This window comes from Thermoflexus sp. (genome assembly GCF_040289485.1).
Classification (GTDB): domain Bacteria; phylum Chloroflexota; class Anaerolineae; order Thermoflexales; family Thermoflexaceae; genus Thermoflexus.
Genome location: NZ_PSLG01000028.1, coordinates 1 through 21,763, shown reverse-complemented (window position 1 = coordinate 21,763; position 21,763 = coordinate 1). Strand labels below are relative to the sequence as shown.

Genomic DNA, 21,763 nt, shown 5'->3' with positions numbered 1-21,763 from the left:
GCGCGGGCGGGTGGGGATGAGGCCGCCTCCGAAGGGGATGGCCGATGACGCAACCCGGGATCCGGTCGGGGACGATCGCGGTGGACTTTCTTACCACCACGCACCGGATATCGGCCCAGATGATCCTGCGAGGCCGGGTTCTGGCCGATGTCCTCAACGACGTGCGCACCTCCTTTATCCCGCTCGAGGCCGTCTTCCTGTCGCGGCTGGAGGAGCCTGCCCGCATCCTCAAGAGCCTCAGCACAGCCATCCTCAGCAAGAACCACATCGCCGTCGTCCTGATCAACGTGGGGGTGGAACTGGCCCTGAAGGTGGTGCCTGCCCCGCACGGGGCGCGGAAGGCCTATTCCGTTTTCGCCACCATCCTGGGCTTCGAGATCGAGGGGCAAATGGAGTTCACCGGCCGTCCCGACCTCCACGCCCTCTTGGTCACCAACGTCGAGCGCTTCATCCCGGTGATGAACGCGAAGGTCGCCATGGTGGAACGGCCCGAACTGAGTTTCGCCGGCGAGTTGATCTTCATCAACCGTGACCTCATTCACATGTTCTCGTTGGGCGGAGAGGTGGCCCGGGGATGAGGCGCATCCTGGTGATCGATGACGATGTCGAACTGTTGCGGATGGTCCGGCTCATCCTGGAGCGGGCAGGCTTCGAGGTGATCACCAGCCCCGACGGGGCCGATGGGATCGAGAAGACACGGCAGTTGCGGCCGGACCTGGTCCTCCTAGATCTGATGATGCCGGAGGTCGATGGCTTTCAGGTGTTGCAGGCCATCCGGGCCGATCCGGTGGTCAGCGACACCCCCGTCCTGGTCCTGACGGCGCGGGCACAGCCGGTGGATCGAGAGGCGGCTCTGGCAGCCCGGGCGGACGATTACCTGGCCAAGCCGATCTCCCAGAAAGAACTCGTGGATCGGGTCCAGGAGCTGTTGAACCGACGGCGAGGAGGGGCGGGGCAAGGGGCTGCGGCGCTCTTCCTGGGCCTGCGCGGGGGGACCGGGACCACCACCCTGGCGGTGAACACGGCCCTGGCGCTGAGCCGCGCTGGCCCCACGGTGCTGTGGGACGTGGGGTTGAACTCCGGGCATGCGGGCCTGCACCTGCGCCTGGCCGTTCGGACCTCCTGGCTGGATTGGTGGCGGGAGGGTCTGCCGCCGGAGCGCCTGGAAGCGTATCTGATGCGCCATCCGGCGGGCCTGGCGCTGCTTCCGGCGCCGCTGCCGCCCGTCAGCGAGACGCTGGATGAGACCCTGATCGGGAGGACGCTGGGGCTTCTCCAGGAGCGCTTCCCGTTCGTGGTGGTGGACGGGCCGCCCACCCTGGCCGTCCTGGGCATGACCATGTGCCAGCTGGTGGATGGGATCTTCTTAGTGACGAGCCCGGAGGTGGGGGCGTTGCAGACCACCGTGATGACGCTGCGGGTGCTGCAGGCATCCGGCGTCCCTCCCGAACGGGTCCGCGTGGTGGTCAACCACGCGGCGGGGGCGGTCCCCTTCAACCTCCAAGCCATCGAGAAGGCGCTGGGGCAGCCCCCGTTGTTGGCGGTGCCCTTCGACCCCCACCAGGCGACGGCCCTTGTCCAGGGCGTGCCGGTGGTCCTGGGCCATCCCGGCGCGCCCCTGGCCGCCGCGGCCCAGCGGCTGGCCGCCCAGATCCGGGCCCTCGTGCGGCAGCCAGCCTCGTGAGGAGGGATCCCGATGAGCGTGTTCGATCTCTTCTGGATCTTCTTGATTTTCAGCACCATGTTCCCGGCGCTGCAGCGGCGCCTGCTGGAGGAGGCGCGGGCGCGGCTGATCCGCCAGATCGAGCGCCGCCGGGGGACGCGGCTGATCACCATGATCCATCGACAGGAGACCATCGGGTTCTTCGGGTTGCCCCTCTCCCGATATATCGACATTGAGGACTCGGAGCAGGTGCTGCGGGCCATCCGGCTGACTCCACCGGACATGCCCATCGATCTGATCCTGCACACGCCCGGGGGGCTGGTCCTGGCGGCCGAACAGATCGCCCAGGCCCTGGTCCGCCATCCGGCGCGGGTGACCGTGTTTATCCCTCATTACGCGATGTCGGGGGGGACGCTGATCGCCCTAGCGGCGGACGAGATCGTGATGGACGAGAACGCGGTGCTTGGGCCGGTGGATCCGCAACTGGGGCAGTATCCGGCGGCCTCGATCCTGAAGGTGGTGGAGGCCAAGCCGTTGGCCAACATCGAGGATCACACCCTGATCCTGGCGGACATCGCACGCAAGGCGATGGCGCAGGTGCGGGCCACGGTGGTGGAACTGCTGACCGCCAACGGGATGGACGCGGAGCGGGCGGAGGCCATTGCCGAGGCCCTGAGCAGCGGGCGGTGGACCCATGACTATCCGATCTCGGTGGGGGAGGCCCAGGCCCTGGGGCTGCCGGTGCGGGTCGGCCTGCCGGAGGAGATCTATTATCTGATGGAGATGTTCCCTCAGGCGACGCCGCGCCGCCCTTCGGTGGAATACATCCCCCTGCCGTATCGTCACGAGGGGCCACCCCAGCGGTCCCGATGAGAACGTCCTGTCGTCCATAGGGGAGGTGAGGAATCCGGTATTACGGGGCGAGCGGATTGACACCTTGGATGTGCAGTGCTAGAATAAATTTAGCGTTTCCTCTGTGGCGTCCTTAGGCCTACCTTGGGAGGGAGCGTCATGAACACCAGAATCCGCCGGCTGCGTTCTTCTTTGCTGCTTGCGCTGGCGTTGGTGTGGAGCATAGGGGCCGCGCATCCCGCACCCCGTATCGCCCGTTCAACCCCTCCCCCGGCCCCAGGAATGTATGGCGGAACCGTTCCATCCACCGATGCCCCTCCCGCGTTGCCTCCCAAAGCTGCTTTCAGCCAGTCCCCCACCGTTCGGGTCCTCGTGCGCTTGGCCGATCCTCCCTTGACCCAGTATGCGGGAGGGATTGCCGGCCTGAAGCCGACCGCTCCGCGGGTGACTGGCGCTCGGCGCTTAGATCTCAACGCGGCCGAAAGTCAGGCTTATCTAAACTATTTGGCCTCTGTTCAGGAGCATTTTGTCCGCAGTCTTGCCGAAGCGGTTCCCGAAGCCAGGATTCAACGGCAGTACAGGATCGTCTTCAACGGATTTGCTGTTAAGGTGCCGCGGGACCGGATTGAGGCGATCCGTCGGTTGCCCGGGGTGGCATCGGTGACGGTGGAAAGGGAATACCATCTGGACATGGATGCGAGCATTCCGCTGATCGGCCTGGTCCAGGATGTCACGGGCGATGGTCTGGATCCCACCGATCCGGATCGGGGGTTGTGGGCCAAGATCCCGGGTGGACATGCCCAGGCCGGCGCAGGGATCAAGGTCGCGGTGATCGACTCGGGGATCTATATCGACAATCCCTGCTTTAACGATGCAGGATATAGTTATCCGCCGGGGTTCCCGAAAGGAGATACCCGTTATACCAACAAGAAGGTGATTGTCGCACGGGCTTATTTCCGTCCTGATGACCCTCCGGACCCTGTCGATGACGCCCCTGATCCGCTGGAACATCCGATGGTGGCCCATGGTTCCCACGTGGCGGGGACCATCGCGTGCAACTATGGGACGGTGGCGACCCTGGGGGCGGGGGCTGGGGCCATCACGCAGACGATCAGTGGGATCGCCCCCCGGGCCTGGCTGATGAACTACCGGGTGTTCTACTATAGCGTCAGCGGTTCCACGTCGGCCTTCGACCCCGAACTGATCGCCGCCTTGGAGGATGCCGTCGCCGACGGCGCGGATTTGGTTCACAATTCGTGGGGCGGTCTTCCCCTGACATCCATCGAGGAAGATCCCCTGGTTCAGGCGTATGAAGCCGCCGTCGACGCCGGGCTTGTGGTGGTCTTCTCGGCCGGCAACAGCGGCCCAGGTCAATACACCATCGGCTCGCCCGCCATCGGGCCCAAATTCATCAGCGTGGGTGCTTCCACCCACAACCGGATCTTCGCCCAGGTGTTGAACGTCACCGGCCCGAACGATCCGCCGACGGTGACCGTTCCGATCACCTTGACCAACATCGCCGCCGTCCCCGGCAGCGGCCCGGCCATCACGCAGACCCTCGCCGCTCCTTACAAGTTCGATCCCACGAACCGACTGGGATGCACGCCCTACAGCCCGGGGACCTTTGCCAATCGAATCGCTGTGATCCAGCGAGGGGCGTGCACGTTTCTCACCAAGGTGACCAACGCTTATAACGCCGGCGCCCTCGGGGTGGTGGTGGTCAACAATGTCCCTGGCTTCCCCATCGCGATGGGCGGCCTGGAGACCACCCGGATCCCGGCCGTGATGGTGGCGCAAGGCGATGGAAACAATATCATCAACTGGTATATGACCTACAGCGCCACGTACACCGTCACGCTGGAGATCCTGCCGACCCTGCGCCGCTACACAGACGACAGGGAGGCGGACAAGGTCGCGCCCTTCAGCAGCCGCGGGCCGAACATCGATGACACCATCAAGCCAGATGTGACGGCGCCCGGCGTGAACATCCTCTCCGCCGTTCTGAACGGGTTCGCCCTCTACCAAGGCACCAGCATGTCCGCCCCTCACGTCAGCGGGGCGGTGGCGCTGCTGCGGCAGCTGTATCCCCATCTGACCCCGGCCCAGATCAAGAGCCTCATCGTGACCACCGCCGACCTCCCGGCGAACCTGGATCCTTCGTGCAGCGCATCTTTGACCTTCCAGGGCCCCATGTGCCGGGGGAGCGGGCGGATCAACCTGGCCGCCGGGGGGATCCTCACGCCGGGCCTCACCTTCGATCCTCCCAGCCTCTCCTTCAGGGTGCGGGAGACCAGCAGCGGCCCCGTCACGCGAACAGTGAGCGCCCAAAGCCTGGCGGCATCTCCGGTGACCTACACTTTGGGTGTGACGGTTCAGAAGGGGCACGCCGCGCTCACGGTCACCGTTGTGCCCACCCAGGTCACGGTGCCGGCGGGTGGCACGGTCTCCTTCGCCGTTGTCCTCGATGTCGGTAACGTGCCCGTCACCTCCTTTGATGACTTCTATGGTTTCGTCACCGTCATCGATGACGCCGATCCCGCCCGCGCCTATCGCCTGCCTTACTGGGTGCGGCTGATCCCCGCCCTTCCGCCAGCGGAGGTCCTGCTGATCGACGCCGACTTCAGCACAAGGAGCCGCTCTCCCATCTTTCCCAATTACTCCACCTTCTACACCACCACCTTGAACAACCTGGGCGTTTCGTACTACTACATGAGCGCCAGCAGCGGCGACTCCATGCTGCTGACGGCTTCCTATGTGAACTGGCTTCGGAAATACCCGCTGGCGATCATCTTCACTGGAGATAACTATTTGGGATTCGGCGCCCTCTCCACCTTCCTGCGGGCCTACTTGGCTGCTGGCGGGCGCGTTTTGATCACCGGTCAGGATGTCGGCTGGTATTACGCTGAGGCATTGGGCGACTTCCTCTTCCCGCTCGTCACGGGTGCTGCATATGTTCAGGACTCCCTGTATCCGGCCGGGCCGCCGCGGCCCACAGCGGCTGGGGACAGTCTCTTCTCTTCTTTCTTGGCCGGCCGCATCTACGACATCAGCGCCGGGGGCGATGGCGCAGGCAACCAGCGTAGCGTGGACGAGGTCAACGCAGCGTTCTACAGCGATGTCGATGCCTATCCGCTGCTGAGCTCCGTGCCGGTGACGACCGCCAGCGGCCTGGGGCACCTGGGCACCCGCATGTCCTCCGAGCCCACCCTGGAGCGGGTGAAGGGTGCGGCTCCATGGACGAAGCTGGGTTATCGGGTCGCCTACCTTTCCTTCGGCCTGGAGGGCGTGAACAACAACACCGGCTACGGCACCCGGGAGGATCTGATGAAACGCCTTCTGGACTGGTTGCGGGCGGAGGTCGGGGTGACGCCCGGGCAGCCGGAGTACTTCACCCCCGCCCCCCACAGCGCGGTGCTGGTCACCGCCACGGTCTCTACGAACGTCATCACCACGGGTGTGGACATCGTCACCCCCAACGGGTTCCTCTGCCGGTGGGACTTCGGGGACGGCACTGCGCCGCAGGTCACGGTGGCCTCGGGCAACGTCTGCGCCGCCTACCATGGCTACCCGGCCTTCGGCCGCTATCCGGTGCGGGTTGAGGTCACCGACATCTTCGGCCATAAGGCGGTCAGCGACATCTTCTACGTCCGGGTGGGTTATCCGGTCTATTTCCCGCTGGTGACGCGTAGCCGCACCCCGTAGCCTGCCACCAACGCCCCAGCGCAGGGGGAGGGTGGAGCTCCGCCCTCCCCCTTTTGTATTCTGAGCACCGGAAAACAGGCCATGAAGAGGGAGGAGAGAAGCATCCGCTGGAGGTCCGCTGCATCCGCATCGCTGCTTCTGCCGGTTCGCCGAGCCGTGGTATGATTGGATAAGGGAATCGCCGGCAGGAGGGGAACAATGGACCCGCGGGCGGAGCAGGCCTTGGCTTTGCTACAGGAGCCCGGGGTGTTAACGGAGGAACTGCGGCGCCGGCTGCTGGAGTTGCTGCGACAGCCCTCGGAGGCCCCCCATGTCCCTTACGAGACATTCCTGGCCCAGGTGGATGAGGACACCCTGGCCGAGTGGGTGGACGGCCGTGTTGTCCACTACAGTCCTGCATCTCGTCCCCATCAAGAAGTCGTAGGGTTCCTCTATGGGTTGTTGCGTGCCTATGTCGAGGTTCGGGGTTTGGGGGTAGTGCTGCCGGCGCCTTTCCAGATGAGGCTCTCCCGCTCCGGCCGGGAGCCCGACCTGCTCTTCGTCGCCCGTCCGCACTTGGATCGTCTCCATCCGACCCATTTGGAGGGACCGGCGGATCTGGTGGTGGAGGTGGTCTCCCCGGAAAGCGCCGCTTGGGATCGGGGCGAGAAGTTCTACGAATACCAGGAGGCTGGCATCCCCGAATATTGGCTGGTGGACCCCCACAACCGGTGGGCGGAGTTCTATCAGCTCCTCCCCACTAGTCGCTACCGGCTGGCTCAGGAAGGCCACCAGGGAGAATATTGCAGCCTGGTCCTCCCTGGGTTCTGTCTCCAGATCGAATGGCTCTGGAATCCCCCGCCTCTCCTCCACGCGCTCCAACAACTGGGCATCCTGGGTTGAGGTGAGTGCCCTGGGGGCTGGCGGCGCCGCTGCGCCGGAGGGCCTCTCTAGATCGATTCCACCACCGGGCGGGGGATCAGATACCGCTCGGCGGGCTCGTTCTCGGGGAGGCGTGCGGCCAGGGCCTGCCAAAGGTGGAGGGCCTCCTCCCGCAGGGGCGCCAAGCGGTGCCCCTCCCCGGCGGCCCGCAGGACCTTCCCCAAGGCGATGCGGGCCGTGAGGGCCGCGGGCCGGAAGCCAGCGGCGTCCGCCCAGCGGATTGCCTCCTCCAGCACCGGGCGGGCCTCCTCCGGCTGTCCGATGGCGCGGGCCCGGCGCCCCGCCTCCACCGCCGCGTGCGCGAACTCCGCCACCAGCCCCCGGCGCCCGGTGTAACCGAGGGCCTGGGTGAGCAGCGCCCGGGCTTCCTCCCAATGCCCCCGCAGGCGGGCCAGGCGGGCCTCTCCTACCCACCCCAGGCTGCGGGCCACCGCGTCCACGGCCCGCCCTTGGGCCAGGGCCTCGTCCAACAGCGCTGTCGCCCGCTCCAGATCCCCCTGGGCCAGGCAGACCATCCCCAGGCCGATCTGGGCGCTCAGGCGGTGGGCGCGCAGCGCCGAGCGGCCCTGGAGCAGGGTCAGCACGCTCCGGAACTGGGCCTGGGCCTCCTCCAACTGGCGGGCCCGCAGCGCCAGATACCCCTGGAAGATCCGTGCCCAGATGGTGCTCCAATCCATCTCCGGGACCCGTCGGGCCAATTGCCATCCTTTGTTCAGCCAGGCCTGGGCCCCGGCGAAATCCCCTCGCAGGTCTTGCAGGTAGGCCATCAGGTTGCATCCCATCACCACATGGGGCCACTGGGCCGTGGTCTCGGCGATGGCCAGCGCCTGATGCAGGCAGGCCTCGGCGGCCTCTGCCATCCCCTGCAAGGTGAGGATCCACCCGTAGAGGTTCAGGAGGAGCGGTGCCTGCTCCGGGGCCAGTGCCTCCGCCAGATCCACCCACGGCTGGCCCCACAGCGGCGGCGCCGGATGGAAGAACCCCCCTTCGACCGAGGACGTGACGGCCTCCTCCCCGAAAACCAGCCCCAAGCGGTCCAGGAGGTCGGCCTCGGCCGGGTTGAGGGCCGCGGCGAACTGGCTGCGGATCTCCCCTGCCAGGTCCCCGGCCTCCTCCAGCCGCCCCAACATCGTGAGGGTGGTCATCAGCCGGCGGGCGGCGTTGAGCGCGTGGACCCGATCCCCGTGGGCTTCGGCCCACTCCCGGAAGCGCGTGTAGGTCTCGACGATCCCCTCCCAGTCCCCCAGCGCCTCCAGGGCCATCCCGCGCCCCAGGTAAGCCCGCTGGATCCATTCCGCCAGCCCTTCTCCCGCCCCCGCGGCCGCCGCCAGCGCCTCGTCGTAGTGGCGCACCGCCTGCCGGAACCCATAGGTCCGCCGGGCGTGGTCGCCCGCCTCCACGGCGTAGCGCACCATCGACGGGAGGGCGGACCGGCCGGCCCGCTGGAAGTGATAGGCGATCTCGGCGCTGTGGGGGCCCGGGTAGGGCCCATATAGGGCGGCCAGGGCCTCCGCCAGGCGCTGGTGCCGCCGTCGCCGAACCAGGGGGGGGATCGCCTCGTAGATGACGCGACGGACGACATCGTGCACGAAGGAGAGGCGCTCCTCGGCGTCCTCCCGGAGGAAGTGGCGCTCGATCAGGATCCGCAGATGAGGCTCCGGATCCGGCGGGCCGACCAGTTCCAACCAGTGGACCGGGAAGGCCCGCCCGATCACCGCGGCGATCTCCAGGATCTCCCGTGCCCCCTCCGGGAGGCGGGCGAGGCGATCGGCGATCAATCCCCGCAGGGAGGAGATGGCCGCCGGCCCCTCCAGATAGCGTTCCAACGCCTCCCGGCGGAACGGCCCGCCGCCGGCCAGCGCCGCCCGTAGCAACTCCGCCGTGAACAGCGCGTTCCCCTCCGTCAGGCTGTAGAGTCGGCGGGCCAGGTCCTGCAGGGTCTCCGGCGGTTCCCCGCTGAACTGGGCCAGCCAGCGAGCGAGGGCCTCCAGCGGCAAGCGCCCTACCCGGACCCAACGTCCGATCCCCTCCCGGCGCAACGTCTCCAGCAGGTGGCTGATCTCTCGCCCCTCCGGCTCCTCCTCCGGCGTGTGCACCAGCAACAGGGCCAGGGGATGCCGGGCCGCCCGCCGGGCCAGGCGGCCCACCACGGTGAGGGTGGCCTCATCGGCCCAGTGCAGATCGTCCACAAACAGCACCAGCGGATGCTGGTCCGCAAGGGCGATGATCAGGTTGGAGAAACCATCGATCAGACGATGCCGGTTCTCCTCTGGGGTGGTCTCGGGGGCCGGGGGAAGGTTCAGGTAAAGCAGGTGCAGGGCGGGGATCAACTGGGCAACCTGGGCGAGGGCGAAAACCGGAAGCCCGGCCCGCCGTTCCTCTGGCAGCAGGCCCAGCAGCCGGCGGAGTCCTTCCGCCAGGCACGAGAAGGGGAGGGCCCGCTCGATGAAGAGGCCACGGACGTAGAGCACGTCGGCGTTGGGGGCGAACCGTCGGATCGCCTCCAGGGCCAATCGGGTTTTGCCCGCCCCCGGCTCCCCGATGAGGAGCCCGACCCCTCCCCGACCCTGGGGAAGCCCGAGGAAGACCTCTCGGAGCTGCTCCAGTTCCGCTTCCCGCCCGACAAAGATTCCTCCTTCCGGGACGGGGAGGTCCTGGAGGGGACGGGGGGTGGCGGCCCGGGCCGGCGGGAGCTCCTCCCGCAGCAGGGCCTCATACAGCGCCCGGGTGGGAGGGGAGGGCTCTACCCCGAAGGATTCGGACAGCACCCGGCGGCAACGCTCGTAGGTGCGGAGAGCCCCGGCCACATCCCCGACCGCCATGTGATAGCGCATCAGGGCCCGGTAGGCCGGCTCCCGGAACTCGTCCAGGGCGATCACCCGCCGGCACAGGGGGATCGCCCGCTCGGGCGTCCCCCCGGCCGCCAGAAGCTCTGCCAGGTCCAGGGCCGCCTCGATGTAGCGTTCCCGGATCCGCTCTCGCTCGGCCAGCACCCACTCGGCATACGGGTCCTCGATGAGCAGGTCGTCCCGATACAGGGCGATGGCCTCCGTCAGGTGGGCGCGCCGCTCCTCAGGGGTTGCGGACCGGGCGGCCGCCTCCAGCAGGTCCTCGAAGGCCCATACATCCACCCAGAGCGGGGCCTGGAGGGCCACCGCGTAGCCGGGGGGTTGGGCCAGAATATACGAAGAGGCACGGGCCGGGCGATCCGGCTCGAGGGCCCGGCGCAGCGCGTGGACGGTGCTGCGCAAGGTGATGGCGGCCCGCTGGGGATCGGCGTGGGGCCACAGCCAGTCGATCAACTGGTCCGAGGGCACTGGCCTGCCCCGCGCCAGGAGCAGGATCTTGAACAGTTGCTTGGCCCGGCGGGTGAACCACGCCGACTCAGGGATCGGGGTGTCCCCTCGCCACACCTCGAAACGGCCGAACATGCGGACGCGCACCATGGCGCTTGCCTCCCCTCCGCTATGATGCCTCAAGGCGGAGGAGGGCGCTACGGGCGATCCGCTCCAGGTCGGCGTTGCGCCCTCCCCGATGGGGGTGGGGGGCACGGGTGGACCCGTTGGATCATCCCTCCAGCTCAGGGGGAAGTTCCTGAAGCCATCGCTCCAGGACCGCACGGGCCTTTTGGGCGGCCCGAGCCCGGTGGCTGATCCGGTTCTTGGCTTCCAGGGGGAGCTCGGCCAGCGTCTTCCCCAGCTCGGGGATGTAGAAGATGGGATCGTAGCCGAAGCCGTGTTCCCCCCGCGGCTCGAGGGCGATGTAGCCCTCCAGGCGTCCCTCTACGAGCACCGGGGGCTCCCCGGGCCGGGCCAGGGCCATCACGCACCGGAAGCGGGCGATACGCTGCGGCCAGGGCACGCCGGCCATCCGGCGCAGGACCTCGCGGATGCGGGTGGCGTCGTTGGCCTCCGGCCCGGCGAACCGGGCCGAGTGAACGCCGGGCGCCCCGCCCAGGGCATCGATCTCTAGCCCCGAGTCGTCGGCCAGGGTCCACAGGCCGCTGCGGGCGGCGTAGAAGGCCGCCTTCGCCCGGGCGTTTTCCTCCAGGCTCTCGTAAGCCTCCTCAGCAACCTGGTCGATCCCCAGGGCCTGCAGATCCACCAGTTGCAATGGGAGATCGGCCAACAGCGCCGCCAGTTCGCGGCGCTTGCCGAGGTTGTGGGTGGCGATCAGGAGGCGCCGTTCACTCTGAGGAGAGCGGCGGTCAGCCATCGCGGCGTTCGTTTTGGAGCCTCTCGATGCCGTTACGCACGACCTGGAGGAGCCGTGAGAGGGTCTCCTCCAGTTCCAGGAGCCGGGTCAGCGCGTAGTCATCGGCGTCGGCCTTCAGACGCTCCGCCTCCCGTTGGGCCCGCTCCAGGATCAGGGCGGCGCGCTGCTCCGCCGCCTGGACCACCTGGTGTTGGGCGATCAGTTCGCTGGCCTGCTCCTGGGCCAGGGCGATGATGCGGTCCGCCTCCTCCTTGGCCTGGGCGATGATCCGCTCCCGCTCCTGGGCGACGCGCCGGGCCTGCTTGACTTCCTGGGGGATGGCCACCCGCATCTGATCGATGAGGTCCATCAACCGTCGCTCCTCCATCAGCACCCACTTGAGAAAGGGGAGCGGCCGGCTGCTCAGGGCCAGCCGTTCCAGTTCGTCGATCAGATGCAGGATGTCCATCCGGGCCTCCCCGCCTCTGGGATCACTCACGGATGGAGACGATGGGGACCGTTTCCCCGGCGCGGGCGGCGGCCTTGGCCGCCAGGGCCCGGGCCACGTGGGGTGGGACCATGGCGGAGATGTCGCCGCCCAGCAGGGCGATCTCGCGGACGATGCTGGAACTGATGAAGGCGTAATCGCGGCTGGTCATCAGGCAGACCACCTCGATCTCTGGCGCCAGCTGCTTGTTGGTCAGCGCCATCTGCAGTTCCAGTTCGAAGTCCGAGACCACCCGCAGGCCGCGCACGATCACCCGGGCCCCGATGCGGCGGGCGAAATCGACCGTCAGGCCGCCGTAGGCCATCACCGTGACGTTGGGCAGGTGCTGCAGGGCCTCCCGGACCAAAGCCAGGCGCTCCTCCAGGGTGAACAGGAGGCTCTTGCTGGGCCGCTCGTAAACCCCGACCACGAGTTCGTCAAAGATGGCGGCGGCGCGGGTGGCGATGTCGATGTGCCCGTAATGGATGGGGTCGAAGGACGCCGGGAACAGGGCGCGGGTCATCGCTCCCTCCTCAACTGGGCTCCGCCGGGCCCTGCCAGAAGCGGGCCACCTGCTCCGCGAGGCGGCGGTGCTCCGGCGCCTGGAGCGCTGGGTCCCGCTCGGCCAGGTGCTCGGCGGCCTCGCGGGCGATCTCCAGCAGGCGCAGGTCCGTGAGGTCGGCCAGGCGCAGTTCGGGGAACCCGCTCTGGCGGGTGCCCAGGAAATCGCCGGGGCCCCGGAGCTCCAGGTCCTTCTGGGCCAACTGGAAGCCGTCGTAGATGGTCTCAATGGCCCGAAGGCGCGCGATGGCCGCCTCCGAGGGGGATTCGGCCAGGAGCAGGCAGTAGGACGGATAGGGGCCTCGGCCGACGCGCCCTCGGAACTGGTGCAACTGGGCCAGCCCGAAGCGGTCCGCGCCCTCGATGAGGATCACAGTGGCGTTGGGCACATCCACCCCCACCTCCACCACCGGCGTCGCCACCAGGATGTGCAGTTCCCCCTGCGCGAAGGCGCGCATAACTGCCTCTTTTTCCTCGGGCTTCATCCGCCCGTGCAACAGACCCAGTTTGAGATCGGGGAACACCTCGCGCTGCAGCCGCTCGTATTCTTCCACTGCCGCCTTCGCCTCGATTTTATCGGAGCCCTCCACCAGCGGACAAACGATGTAGGCTTGATGGCCCTGTTCCACCTGACGGCGGATGAAGGCGTAGGCCCGCTCCCGCTCGTCGGGCATCAGCCAGCGGGTCAACACCGGCTGGCGGCCCGGCGGCATCTCGTCCAGCACCGAGAGGTCCAGATCGCCGTAGAGGGTGAGGGCCAGGGTGCGGGGGATCGGCGTGGCGGTCATCACCAAAACGTGAGGGTTGTAGCCCTTGCCCCGCAGGGCCGCCCGCTGCAGCACCCCGAAGCGCTGTTGCTCGTCGATGATCACAAAGGCCAGGTCGCGGAAGGTCACCTCCTCCTGGATCAGCGCGTGGGTGCCCACGACCAGATGGCACGTCCCCTCGGCCAGTTCCCCGTAGATCTGGGCCCGCTCGACCCCGGTCACCCCCGAGGTCAGCCGCCGGATGGTGGGAGTGGGCAGGTCCGCGGCGGCCCAGCGCTCGGCCAGGGCGATCAGGTTCCGATAGTGCTGCTCCGCCAGGATCTCCGTCGGCGCCATCAGGGCCGACTGGGCCCCGGCCAAGAAGACTGCGTAGGCGGCCAGGGCAGCCACCACCGTCTTGCCCGAGCCCACCTCTCCCTGCAGCAGGCGGTTCATCGGCACCCCGGAGCGCAGGTCGTCCAGGATCTGGGCGAGGGCCCGCCGCTGGGCGTTGGTGAGGGAGAAGGGCAGGGCGGCGATGGCCCGCTCGAGGGCGGCCTCATCGAAGGAGAGGGCGCGGCCGGGGACGCTGCGCCAGCGGCGGCGCAGTTCCAGCAGGCCGATTTGCAGGTAGAAGACCTCGTCGAAGGCGAGCCGCCGCCGGGCCTGTTCCAGCGGCCCCCAGTCCTCCGGGAAATGGACCTGCTTGAGGGCGGTGGGGAGGTCCGGGAACCCATAGGCCTCCCGGATCCAGGCGGGGATCGGATCCTCCACCCGGTCGGCCCAGTAATCCACCACCCGCTTCAGAATGGTGCGCATCAAGCGCTGGGTGAGGCCCTCGGTGAGGGGATAGATGGGGACGATGCGGGCGGTGTGCAGGAGCTCCCGGTCGGCGGGCTCCCATTCCGGGGAGCGGAAGACCGGCCGCCCCAAAAACTCGTCCACCCGACCGCTCACCACGATGAACTGGCCCCGCTGGATGCGATCCAGCAGGTAGGGCTGGTTGAACCAGGTGCACTCGATCACCCCCGAGCCGTCGGTGAGCAGCGCCTTGATCACCGTGAGGCCGTTGCCGGTCTGCTTGCTGCCGATCTCCATAACCTCGCCGATGACAGTAACCTCCTCGCCCACCCGCAGCCGGTGGATGGGCTTGAGGGCCCGGAAGTCCACATAGCGGCGGGGGAACAGATACAGGAGGTCACGGATGGTGCGGACCCCCAGCCGTTCCAGGCGCTGGGCCCGCTCCCGGCCCAGCCCGTAGATCCCATGGACCGGCGCCTCCAGCCCCAGGGCCTCGACCTTCGCCGCCAGCTTCGGGGGGACCGGCGAGGCGGCCCGGGCCTTCGGGCGGGCGGGCCCCCGGGAGGGGCGAGGGACCTCCTCCGGGCCCGGAGGACGCTCCGACGGGGCCGCCGGCGGGGGGAGGGATGGCGTTTCCCCGGCAGGCGGGGGAGGGACCGCTGGGCGTGGGGTTGCCCGCTCCGGCCCCAGGGCCTCCTGGATGCGGGCCTCGATCTGTTCGACCAGCCGGCGCCGCTCCTCGACATCGGCCTCCTCGTAGCGCCGCAGGTCCGCGTAGATGGTCTCCAGATGCAGCAAAAGCGCCGGGTCCTGATCTTTCAGGACGGCCCGGGCCTGGCGATACCAATGGTCCGCGAAGCGACCCATCCCCCCGATCACGATCCGGTTCCGGTAGCCGTCCCGGGCTTCGTGCTTCAGGATCTTCCGCAACTGGTCAAAGGGCGAGGCCATCGTGTCCCTCTCCTCCGGTGAGGGGCTCTGTGGATCCCGGCCATCGGATCCGGACGGGCAGGCGCGGGGTGCCTTCATACCAGCGGCGGACGGCCGCCGCGCCGTATTTCTCGCGGAACCAGCCGGTGATCACAGGCACCCACTCGGGCGGCAGCGGCTCGGCGATCCCCTCCCATCGCCCTCCCCCCGCCTCGACCACCACGTGGGGATCGGCCGCCAGGTTCTGATACCAGTCTGTCCCCCGGCCGTGGGATCGGGCGTGGGCCATGACGTAGACGGATCCGTCCCGGTAAACAAACCACAGTTCCACTCGGTGGGGCCGCCCCGTCCGTCGGCCCCGGGTGATCAGGTCGATCGCCTCCAGCTGCTCCAGTGGATGCTTCCCCATCGCGCGCCTCCCGCGGGGCGGCCGGCGGCCTGGCACCCCCATCGAATCAAGTATAATCCGATCGTCCGGACCCGATCGCCGGGCCCACGCCCGGCCAGCGGGAAGGGGAGGCGCCCCGATGACCGAGCGGCTGTATGGGCAGGACCCCTATCTGCGGCAGTTCACCGCCACGATCGTGGAGCGCACCGCGCACCACGGCCGGCCTGCCCTGGTCCTGGACCGGACCGCCTTCTATCCCACCGGCGGAGGCCAGCCCCACGGCTACACCCTGGGGGTAGGTAGTGTGGCGCTGGGCCGCTCCTTTCCCGTCTTCTTGGACAGCATGGTTGTGTTGACCGTAGCAGAGATGTGGATGATCCCCACAGCCACCACGCTGACGGCAAACCTGGCGCTGCCGGAGGCCCGGGGGCGCTATAGGAGCGTCTACGGACGGACGTGGGGGCTCAGCCTGGCCCTCGGTCCGGTGATCGGCGGCCTGTTGCACGACCGGGTCGGCCCGGCGGCCATCGGGTGGGGTGGGGGCGGGATGGCCTTGGCCGCCGCCTTGGGCTTCCTCGGGCTCCTGCGGGTTCTGGGCGGCGCCCTGGAGCGGCGGGAACAGGCCCCGGCGTAAGGAAGGGCGCAGGGCCGCGGCGTCCCCACCGGACGACGCCGGACCTTTCGGATCGATGCCGGGGAGATGCGCGCGAACCGAGGGAGGGATCTGCGGATGGAGAACGCGGAAGAACGGGCGTGGCGGGCCTTCCAAGAGGCCTTCGAGGGCCGACCCGTCCTCCGGGGACGGGCCCCCGGCCGGGTCAACCTCATCGGGGAGCACACGGACTACAACGAGGGGTTCGTCCTTCCCATCGCCATCAACCGGTCCGTATGGGTGGTGGCACGCCCCCGCCCGGATCGCCGGGCGCGCCTGGTGGCCGCCGATTTCGGGGAGTCGGCTGAGTTCTCGCTGGACGACCTGCGGCCCGGGAGCCTTTCGGGATGGCCGGCGTATCCCGCCGGGGTGGCCTGGGCGCTGGAGGAGGCGGGCTACCGGCTCCCCGGCCTGGAGGCGGCGGTGGCCGGCGATGTGCCCATCGGCAGCGGGCTGAGTTCCTCGGCCGCCCTGGAGGTCGCCTTCGCCATCGTCTGGATCGCCCTGGGGGGCTACACGGTTCCCCCCCTGGAACTGGCCCGTCGCTGTCAGCGGGCGGAGAACGGGTTCGTGGGGGTGCGGTGCGGGATCATGGACCAGATGGCGGCCCTCTTTGGGCGTCGGGGCCACGCCCTCCGCATCGACTGCCGCACCCTGGAGGTGGAGCCGGTGCCGTTCCCGGCGGAGGCGGCGGTGCTGGTGGCCGACAGCGGCGTGCGACGGGCGCTGGCGGCCTCCGCCTACAACGAGCGGCGGGCGCAATGTGAGGAGGCGGTGCGCCGCCTGCGGGCCCGTTACCCTGGCCTCCAGGCCCTGCGGGATCTCACCCCGGACCAACTGGAGGCGGCCCGCCCGCTCCTCCCGGACCTCCTCTACCGGCGGGCCCGGCACGTGGTGACCGAGAACGAGCGGGTGCAGGGGGCCGTGGCCGCCTTGGCCCGGGGAGATCTGGAGGCGCTGGGGGCCCTGCTGAACGCCTCCCACGAGAGCCTGCGGACGGATTACGAGGTAAGCGCGCCGGAACTGGATGTCCTGGTGGAGGCCGCCCGCGCCGTCCTGGGGGTTTGCGGGGCACGGTTGACAGGGGCCGGTTTCGGCGGCAGCGTCCTGGCCCTGGTCCGCCGGGAGGCGGTGGCCGCCGCCCAGGAGGCGATGGCCCGGGCCTACACGATGCGCTTCCGTCGGGCGCCGACCTTTTTCGTGGTCGAGCCCGAGGAAGGGGCCACCGTCACCCGGGAAGCGGAGCCTTCGCGCTAACGCCATGGCCGCGCACCGACCCGTCCATCCCTTCCGGGCCCTGCGCCACTGGAACTATCGGCTGTATTTCTTCGGCCAGTTGATCTCCCTCAGCGGCACCTGGATGCAGACCATCGCCCAGAACTGGCTGGTCTACCGCCTGACGGGCTCGCCGGTCGGCCTGGGCGTGATGAACGGCCTCTCGGCCCTCCCTTTGGTGCCCCTGGCGCTGTTCGGCGGGAGCCTGGCCGACCGTTTCCCGCGCCGCTGGCTGATCGTCGCCACCCAGTCCCTGATGATGCTGCAGGCCTTCCTGCTGGCCTGGCTCACCTGGAGCGGCCACATCCAGGCCTGGCACGTGTGGGGGTTGGCGATGGGGCTGGCGGCCCTCCAGATGCTGGACGTGCCGGCGCGGCAGGCCTTCGTCGTGGAGATGGTGGGGCCTGAGGATCTAGGGAACGCCATCGCTTTGAACTCCTCCCTGTTCAACCTGGCCCGGATCCTGGGGCCCTCGCTGGCCGGGGTGGTGGTGGCCACGCTGGGGGAAGGGATGGCCTTCTTCCTCAACGGGCTCTCCTTCCTGGCGGTGATCGCGGCGCGCCCATTCCGGCGGGCAGGGGGAGATCGGGACCGGGATCGCCCGGGTGGGGAAGGATGCGGTGCTGCGGGGCCTGGTGAGCATGGTCGGGGTGTTCGCCTTCCTCTCGATGCCCTACACGACGTTGTTGCCCGTCTTCGCCCGCACGACGCTGTGGGGGAGCGCGGCGCCCATCGTCGCCGCCATGGGCGGAGCGGTCGAGGTCAGCGCCCTCGGCCGCGCACTGCTCTCCTGTCAGCAGCCGGAGGCGGTGGCCTATGGGCTGATGATGGGCGCCGTGGGGATCGGGGCGGTGACGGGGGCGTTGCTGGCAGCCGCCTATGGGGAGGCTGGGCGGCGGGGCCGGTGGCTGACCCGGGGGAACCTGGGGTTCCCGGCCGCCCTGTTGCTGTTCGCCGCCGCGCCGACGTTCCCCCTGGCCCTGGCCGCCCTGGTCTGCACCGGGGTGCTCTTCGTCTGGCAGAACGCCCTGGCCAACACCCTGATCCAGGTCCGGGTGGAGGATGCGGTGCGCGGGCGGGTCATGGGGATCTACACCCCCTCGTTCCAGTTGATGATGCGGCTGGGCGGGCTGCAGGCGGGGCTGATGGCCGGCTGGCTGGGAGCCCCCGCTACCGTCGCCCTGGGCGCCGCCCTCAGCCTGGGCTATATGCTCTGGGCTCACCGGCGCTACCCGGAGATCCGCCGGCTGCCGTGAGGCTGGCGCAGCCCAGTCACGGGCCGATCCCGTGCAGGGGAGCGAGGCCCAGGATCGCGCAGACGCAGAGGAGGCCGGCGGCGGTGAGGGCCAGGCCGATCCAGCCCAGGATCACCCCTGCCTGCGCCAGTTCGGCGCCGGTCAGCGCCCCACCGCTCTGGGCGATCTCGCCTCTGGCCTGGTTGCCGAAGACGATGCCGAGGATCGGGCCGATCAGCGGCAGCACCCCCAGCAGCCCCAGGAGGCTCAGCACCAGGCTGGCGATGGCCTTCCCGCTGGTCCCGGGGGTCGGCGGCGCGGAAACGGGCGACTCGGCCATGGCTTCGCCTCCCTTCGTGTTGGCTTTATTATAAAAGCAGTTGTGGGTCCCCCCGTCCGGCGGACCCCAGCGATCCCCCCTTAGGAGGCGACCATGAACTGGACCGACTTCCTCACCTTCCGCCGGATGATCACGCCGTATTTGATCCAGGCCCTCTTCTGGCTCGGTGTCGTCCTCAGCGTCATCGCCGGCTGTGCTATCCTGTTCGGAGGCCTGACGGGCGTCGGCGGGCGGCGGGACGGCGTGCGCACCATCTTGGGGGCGCTCTGCCTGAGCCCGCTGGTCGTCCTCCTCGGCGTCCTGATCTCCAGAATCTATGCCGAACTGCTCATCCTCACCTTCCGGATCCACGACGCCCTGCTCGATATCAAGGAGATCCTGGAGCGCCAGCGGTCGGCCGGCGCGTGAACGCCCGATGGGGATTGGCCTGCGGATCGATCGCTTCCAGAGGATCCCCATTCCGATAGCCGCGGTCCAGGCCCTGGAGCAGCCAGTCGGCCTGCTCGATGGCGTCCTGGATCGCCTGGACGCAGGCCTGGTTGACCGCGTCGCGGACCTTCTGGAGGTCCACACCAGCTCGATCGGCGAGTTCGGCCAGGGTGCGGCCGCCCCACAGTTGGGTGGCGAGCGCCTCGGGGGTCATCCGGAAAGTTAAGAGCGCTTAAATTCCGATGAAAAGGGGCGCGGGGGAGACCCCGCGCCCCTTCCGCGGGCCCTTGGGCAGCGGCCTACCCGTCGCCCTCCCGGACGTAGGGTTGGCTCCAGAGGGCCACCTGGAGGATCACCGCCTTGGTCCAGGCCTGGTGCATCTTCTCCACCGCCTCCGGCGGGTGCCCCTTCTGGGCCAGGAAGGGCCGGATGGTGGCCGTGATGGGGTAGATGAAGGCGATGAGATAGCGCAGGGGGATGTGGGGGACGGCGTTCACGTCGTCGGTGCGGTTCTTCTTGGAGCGGTGGTGGCGTAGCCCGGTCTCATGGGCGTAGTCCAGCCAGGCCTGGTCGTGGGGGCGGTTGCAGGTGTCCAGGATCCACTGGCCGAAGCGCCGGCGCACCGCCTCCAGATAGGCAGGGATGGGCTGACCGGTCCGGGCGTCCGCGAAATAGTAAACCAGGTGCGGATGGGAACCCACCCAGCCATACCAGAGGTCCAGGATCTCCTCGACCTGGTCGGCCAGGACCTCCCCGGCCATGCGCAGGTAGCGCTCGTCCTCCTCGGTGAACATCACGGCTTTCTTGAGGAGAGCGAGGTCCTCCAGCGAGACCGGGGAGCGGGCGACGGCCACCGTGCCGTAGGTGTAACCGGGGATCCTCTGAACGCTCATGGCTCCTCCTTTTTGTGAAGATGATTGGGGAAGCCGGGACAGTGTCGCGGAGGCGCGCCGCGGCCCCGGCTGGCCTCACCGCCTTCAGGCGCGCTGTCCGGTGGAAGCCTGGGGGATGGCGTAGCCGGCCCGCCGCAACGCCTCGTCCAGTTGCGCGACGGTGGGCTCCACCAGGACGATCTCCTCGTCCCCGAAGATGAGGGTGGGCGTGCTGCGGAAGCCCCGGTTGAGGCGCTCGACGTAGCGGGCGGCGGCCTCGTCTTCGTCGATATCGATCTCCACGAAGGGGATGCCTAGGGCCCGCAGGCGGTCCCGGACCAGGGCGCTGTCCTCGCAATCCGGCCGGGCATACATCACGATGGGCAATGGTCCCTTCATCGGATCTCCACCTCCCGAGGAATGAAATCCGGGCACTCGGTGTAGGTATCGGCCTCCGGCAGAGGGGCATTCATGAAGGCGCAGTGGTGGGGCCCCCGCGGGTCATCGGGGTGGGCGTGGGGGCGGAAGAAAGCACAGCCCCAGCACATCTCGTAGATGGCCACGTGGCCGGCGGCAGCCAGGCGGCGCACCACCTCCTGCAAGATCCGCTCCAGGGCGATCTGGTCGGGCTCCGGCAGATCCCGCAGCAGGCCCTCCAGATCCTCAAGGGCGCCCTCCAGGGTGGGGACCAGGGCCTCTCCCTGGGGGGTCAGGCGTAGGATGATGGTGCGGCGGTGCGCCGGCCACGGCGCGCGGGCGATCAGGCCCTTGCGCTCCAGGGCGTCGGCCACCTCGCTGGCGGTGGCCATCGTGGCGCCCAGCCGCTGGGCCAGCCCGCTGACGGTGCGGACGCCGGGCCGGGCGTGGGCGAGGAACAGGAGGGCCTGCAGTTGGGCGGCCGAGAGGCCGTGGGCCTGGGCCCGGCGGCGCAGCATCATCTGGACCGCCTGGCCGATGCGGTAGAGGGCCAGGGCCAGCCGGCTCGGGCGATCTCCCGCACGGTCCTGCGGATGAAAGGCCGCCATAGATCGGATTCCTAATTTAGGACTACGAACATAATAGCCGGAAACGGCCGGGTTGTCAAGAGGGGCCGATTGACGGGGCGGCGGACCCTTCTTATGATGGAAGCGAGCGGTTCGATCTCGGACGAGGGGCCGGGGATGGACCTGGGGGTGCTGATCCTGATGACCGCCGCCGTCGGGACGGTCGGCTGGTTCTTCTTGGGGATGCAGTGGAACGTCCATAAAGGGCAGCGGCTGTTGCGCTGGATGCGTGGGGGGTTGCCGCTGATCGGGGAGCGGACGACGCTGCAGTGGGTGGGCACCTCCCTCGTCCGCCTGGGCCTGCGGGAGGCAAAGGCCCCCTTCCGGGAGGTGGAGATCCTGCTGGTCTTCGAGCCCCGCGATGTGCCCCTGTGGTGGCTGTTCACCCGCTGGCGGGGCCGCCGCGATCTGATGATCGTGCGCGCCCGCCTCCGGCAGGCTCCCGCCTTCGAGGGAGAGTGGGGCAACCCGGCCATGTGGACCGGCCGGGAGATCCTGGGGCGCTTGGCCTGGCAGGAGTGGGAGAACCTGGAACTGGCCGGCGGGCGCCTGGCCTATCGCGGGTCCATCGCCCCGCAGGTGATCGCCGAGTGCCTCCAGGACCTCACCCGCACCTATCCCTATGTCGCGCGGCTATCGGTGCGGCGGGGCGAGCTGCATCACCTCCAGGTC

At 68.8% G+C, this 21,763-nt stretch carries 20 protein-coding genes and 2 pseudogenes; 11 read left to right on the top strand and 11 right to left on the bottom strand.

Annotated features, from left to right (window positions below; genetic code table 11):
• The first annotated feature begins 44 nt into the window (after positions 1–44).
• The 5 genes from C4313_RS06550 (at position 45) to C4313_RS06530 (ending at position 7,099) form a co-directional block, all read left to right on the top strand.
• Positions 45–578 carry a hypothetical protein gene (locus C4313_RS06550; RefSeq protein ID WP_352429065.1) on the top strand — a complete coding sequence of 178 codons (534 nt, stop codon included), beginning with the start codon at positions 45–47 and terminating at the stop codon, positions 576–578.
• On the top strand, positions 575–1,684 hold the full coding sequence (locus C4313_RS06545; RefSeq protein WP_352429064.1) for a response regulator: 1,110 nt from the start codon (positions 575–577) through the stop codon (positions 1,682–1,684). Before C4313_RS06550 ends, C4313_RS06545 begins: the two co-directional genes overlap by 4 nt.
• A 12-nt stretch (positions 1,685–1,696) precedes the next feature.
• Complete coding sequence (locus C4313_RS06540; protein WP_352429063.1) at positions 1,697–2,536, top strand: SDH family Clp fold serine proteinase; 840 nt, start codon at positions 1,697–1,699, stop codon at positions 2,534–2,536.
• A gap of 138 nt (positions 2,537–2,674) precedes the next feature.
• Positions 2,675–6,217 (top strand): S8 family serine peptidase, encoded by a 3,543-nt coding sequence (locus tag C4313_RS06535; RefSeq protein ID WP_352429062.1) that lies wholly within the window; start codon positions 2,675–2,677, stop codon positions 6,215–6,217.
• Between the two features lie 198 nt (positions 6,218–6,415).
• On the top strand, positions 6,416–7,099 hold the full coding sequence (locus C4313_RS06530) for a Uma2 family endonuclease (RefSeq protein ID WP_352429061.1): 684 nt from the start codon (positions 6,416–6,418) through the stop codon (positions 7,097–7,099).
• 47 nt (positions 7,100–7,146) lie between these two features.
• Here the strand turns inward: C4313_RS06530 and C4313_RS06525 are convergent, their stop codons facing one another.
• From C4313_RS06525 to C4313_RS06500, 6 genes are all read right to left on the bottom strand, one after another.
• Positions 7,147–10,584: an ATP-binding protein gene (locus C4313_RS06525; RefSeq protein WP_352429060.1), complete on the bottom strand. Its 3,438-nt coding sequence runs from the start codon at positions 10,582–10,584 to the stop codon at positions 7,147–7,149.
• A gap of 121 nt (positions 10,585–10,705) precedes the next feature.
• Entirely contained in the window at positions 10,706–11,353 is a 648-nt protein-coding gene (rdgB, locus tag C4313_RS06520) for an RdgB/HAM1 family non-canonical purine NTP pyrophosphatase (protein ID WP_352429059.1), read from the bottom strand.
• On the bottom strand, positions 11,346–11,801 hold the full coding sequence (locus C4313_RS06515) for an SPFH domain-containing protein (RefSeq protein WP_352429058.1): 456 nt from the start codon (positions 11,799–11,801) through the stop codon (positions 11,346–11,348). The genes rdgB and C4313_RS06515 overlap by 8 nt, the downstream gene beginning before the upstream one ends.
• Before the next feature lie 22 nt (positions 11,802–11,823).
• Positions 11,824–12,342, bottom strand: coding sequence for a pantetheine-phosphate adenylyltransferase (gene coaD / locus C4313_RS06510; RefSeq protein WP_352429057.1), 519 nt, complete (start codon positions 12,340–12,342; stop codon positions 11,824–11,826).
• Between the two features lie 10 nt (positions 12,343–12,352).
• Complete coding sequence (recG, locus tag C4313_RS06505; RefSeq protein WP_352429056.1) at positions 12,353–14,878, bottom strand: ATP-dependent DNA helicase RecG; 2,526 nt, start codon at positions 14,876–14,878, stop codon at positions 12,353–12,355.
• Entirely contained in the window at positions 14,862–15,266 is a 405-nt protein-coding gene (locus C4313_RS06500) for a nitroreductase family deazaflavin-dependent oxidoreductase (RefSeq protein ID WP_352429055.1), read from the bottom strand. Before C4313_RS06500 ends, recG begins: the two co-directional genes overlap by 17 nt.
• A gap of 118 nt (positions 15,267–15,384) precedes the next feature.
• Between C4313_RS06500 and C4313_RS06495 the strand changes: the two genes are divergently transcribed.
• From C4313_RS06495 to C4313_RS06480, 4 genes and pseudogenes are all read left to right on the top strand, one after another.
• The gene (locus tag C4313_RS06495; RefSeq protein WP_352429054.1) at positions 15,385–15,879 is read left to right on the top strand and encodes an MFS transporter; all 495 of its coding nucleotides are present in this window, start codon (positions 15,385–15,387) and stop codon (positions 15,877–15,879) included.
• Positions 15,880–15,975: 96 nt separating this feature from the next.
• Entirely contained in the window at positions 15,976–17,154 is a 1,179-nt protein-coding gene (gene galK / locus C4313_RS06490; RefSeq protein WP_352429053.1) for a galactokinase, read from the top strand.
• Between the two features lie 4 nt (positions 17,155–17,158).
• Positions 17,159–17,764: pseudogene (locus tag C4313_RS06485) on the top strand (MFS transporter); the annotation flags it as partial.
• Positions 17,765–17,777: 13 nt separating this feature from the next.
• Entirely contained in the window at positions 17,778–18,428 is a 651-nt protein-coding gene (locus C4313_RS06480; protein ID WP_352429052.1) for an MFS transporter, read from the top strand.
• A gap of 16 nt (positions 18,429–18,444) precedes the next feature.
• Here C4313_RS06480 and C4313_RS06475 read toward each other — a convergent pair whose 3' ends face one another.
• Entirely contained in the window at positions 18,445–18,747 is a 303-nt protein-coding gene (locus tag C4313_RS06475; protein WP_352429051.1) for a DUF4190 domain-containing protein, read from the bottom strand.
• 93 nt (positions 18,748–18,840) lie between these two features.
• On the opposite strand from C4313_RS06475, the gene C4313_RS06470 reads away from it, so the two are divergent.
• Positions 18,841–19,155, top strand: coding sequence for a DUF4282 domain-containing protein (locus C4313_RS06470; RefSeq protein ID WP_352429050.1), 315 nt, complete (start codon positions 18,841–18,843; stop codon positions 19,153–19,155).
• Here the strand turns inward: C4313_RS06470 and C4313_RS06465 are convergent.
• The 4 genes from C4313_RS06465 to C4313_RS06450 all read right to left on the bottom strand — a co-directional run bounded on the left by C4313_RS06465 (position 19,115) and on the right by C4313_RS06450 (position 21,073).
• Positions 19,115–19,390: a hypothetical protein gene (locus C4313_RS06465; protein ID WP_352429049.1), complete on the bottom strand. Its 276-nt coding sequence runs from the start codon at positions 19,388–19,390 to the stop codon at positions 19,115–19,117. The genes C4313_RS06470 and C4313_RS06465 overlap by 41 nt on opposite strands.
• Positions 19,391–19,475: 85 nt before the next feature.
• A complete protein-coding gene (locus C4313_RS06460; RefSeq protein ID WP_352429048.1) occupies positions 19,476–20,069 on the bottom strand; it encodes a protoglobin domain-containing protein in 594 nt (197 codons plus the stop codon).
• Between the two features lie 84 nt (positions 20,070–20,153).
• Complete coding sequence (locus C4313_RS06455) at positions 20,154–20,447, bottom strand: glutaredoxin family protein (RefSeq protein ID WP_352429047.1); 294 nt, start codon at positions 20,445–20,447, stop codon at positions 20,154–20,156.
• Complete coding sequence (locus C4313_RS06450) at positions 20,444–21,073, bottom strand: MarR family winged helix-turn-helix transcriptional regulator (protein WP_352429046.1); 630 nt, start codon at positions 21,071–21,073, stop codon at positions 20,444–20,446. The genes C4313_RS06455 and C4313_RS06450 overlap by 4 nt, the downstream gene beginning before the upstream one ends.
• A gap of 135 nt (positions 21,074–21,208) precedes the next feature.
• On the opposite strand from C4313_RS06450, the pseudogene C4313_RS06445 reads away from it, so the two are divergent.
• Positions 21,209–21,763: pseudogene (locus tag C4313_RS06445) on the top strand (hypothetical protein); the annotation flags it as partial.

Excerpts from the sequence above, each read along its gene's own strand:
- C4313_RS06545 (WP_352429064.1), top strand. The coding sequence starts at position 575 with ATGAGGCGCATCCTGGTGATCGATGACGATGTCGAACTGTTGCGGATG.
- C4313_RS06550 (WP_352429065.1), top strand. The coding sequence starts at position 45 with ATGACGCAACCCGGGATCCGGTCGGGGACGATCGCGGTGGACTTTCTT.
- C4313_RS06500 (WP_352429055.1), bottom strand. The coding sequence starts at position 15,266 with ATGGGGAAGCATCCACTGGAGCAGCTGGAGGCGATCGACCTGATCACC.
- C4313_RS06495 (WP_352429054.1), top strand. The coding sequence starts at position 15,385 with ATGACCGAGCGGCTGTATGGGCAGGACCCCTATCTGCGGCAGTTCACC.
- C4313_RS06460 (WP_352429048.1), bottom strand. The coding sequence starts at position 20,069 with ATGAGCGTTCAGAGGATCCCCGGTTACACCTACGGCACGGTGGCCGTC.
- C4313_RS06515 (WP_352429058.1), bottom strand. The coding sequence starts at position 11,801 with ATGGACATCCTGCATCTGATCGACGAACTGGAACGGCTGGCCCTGAGC.
- C4313_RS06465 (WP_352429049.1), bottom strand. The coding sequence starts at position 19,390 with ATGACCCCCGAGGCGCTCGCCACCCAACTGTGGGGCGGCCGCACCCTG.
- C4313_RS06530 (WP_352429061.1), top strand. The coding sequence starts at position 6,416 with ATGGACCCGCGGGCGGAGCAGGCCTTGGCTTTGCTACAGGAGCCCGGG.
- galK (WP_352429053.1), top strand. The coding sequence starts at position 15,976 with ATGGAGAACGCGGAAGAACGGGCGTGGCGGGCCTTCCAAGAGGCCTTC.
- C4313_RS06450 (WP_352429046.1), bottom strand. The coding sequence starts at position 21,073 with ATGGCGGCCTTTCATCCGCAGGACCGTGCGGGAGATCGCCCGAGCCGG.
- recG (WP_352429056.1), bottom strand. The coding sequence starts at position 14,878 with ATGGCCTCGCCCTTTGACCAGTTGCGGAAGATCCTGAAGCACGAAGCC.
- C4313_RS06525 (WP_352429060.1), bottom strand. The coding sequence starts at position 10,584 with ATGGTGCGCGTCCGCATGTTCGGCCGTTTCGAGGTGTGGCGAGGGGAC.
- C4313_RS06455 (WP_352429047.1), bottom strand. The coding sequence starts at position 20,447 with ATGAAGGGACCATTGCCCATCGTGATGTATGCCCGGCCGGATTGCGAG.
- C4313_RS06470 (WP_352429050.1), top strand. The coding sequence starts at position 18,841 with ATGAACTGGACCGACTTCCTCACCTTCCGCCGGATGATCACGCCGTAT.
- C4313_RS06535 (WP_352429062.1), top strand. The coding sequence starts at position 2,675 with ATGAACACCAGAATCCGCCGGCTGCGTTCTTCTTTGCTGCTTGCGCTG.
- coaD (WP_352429057.1), bottom strand. The coding sequence starts at position 12,342 with ATGACCCGCGCCCTGTTCCCGGCGTCCTTCGACCCCATCCATTACGGG.
- C4313_RS06475 (WP_352429051.1), bottom strand. The coding sequence starts at position 18,747 with ATGGCCGAGTCGCCCGTTTCCGCGCCGCCGACCCCCGGGACCAGCGGG.
- C4313_RS06540 (WP_352429063.1), top strand. The coding sequence starts at position 1,697 with ATGAGCGTGTTCGATCTCTTCTGGATCTTCTTGATTTTCAGCACCATG.
- rdgB (WP_352429059.1), bottom strand. The coding sequence starts at position 11,353 with ATGGCTGACCGCCGCTCTCCTCAGAGTGAACGGCGCCTCCTGATCGCC.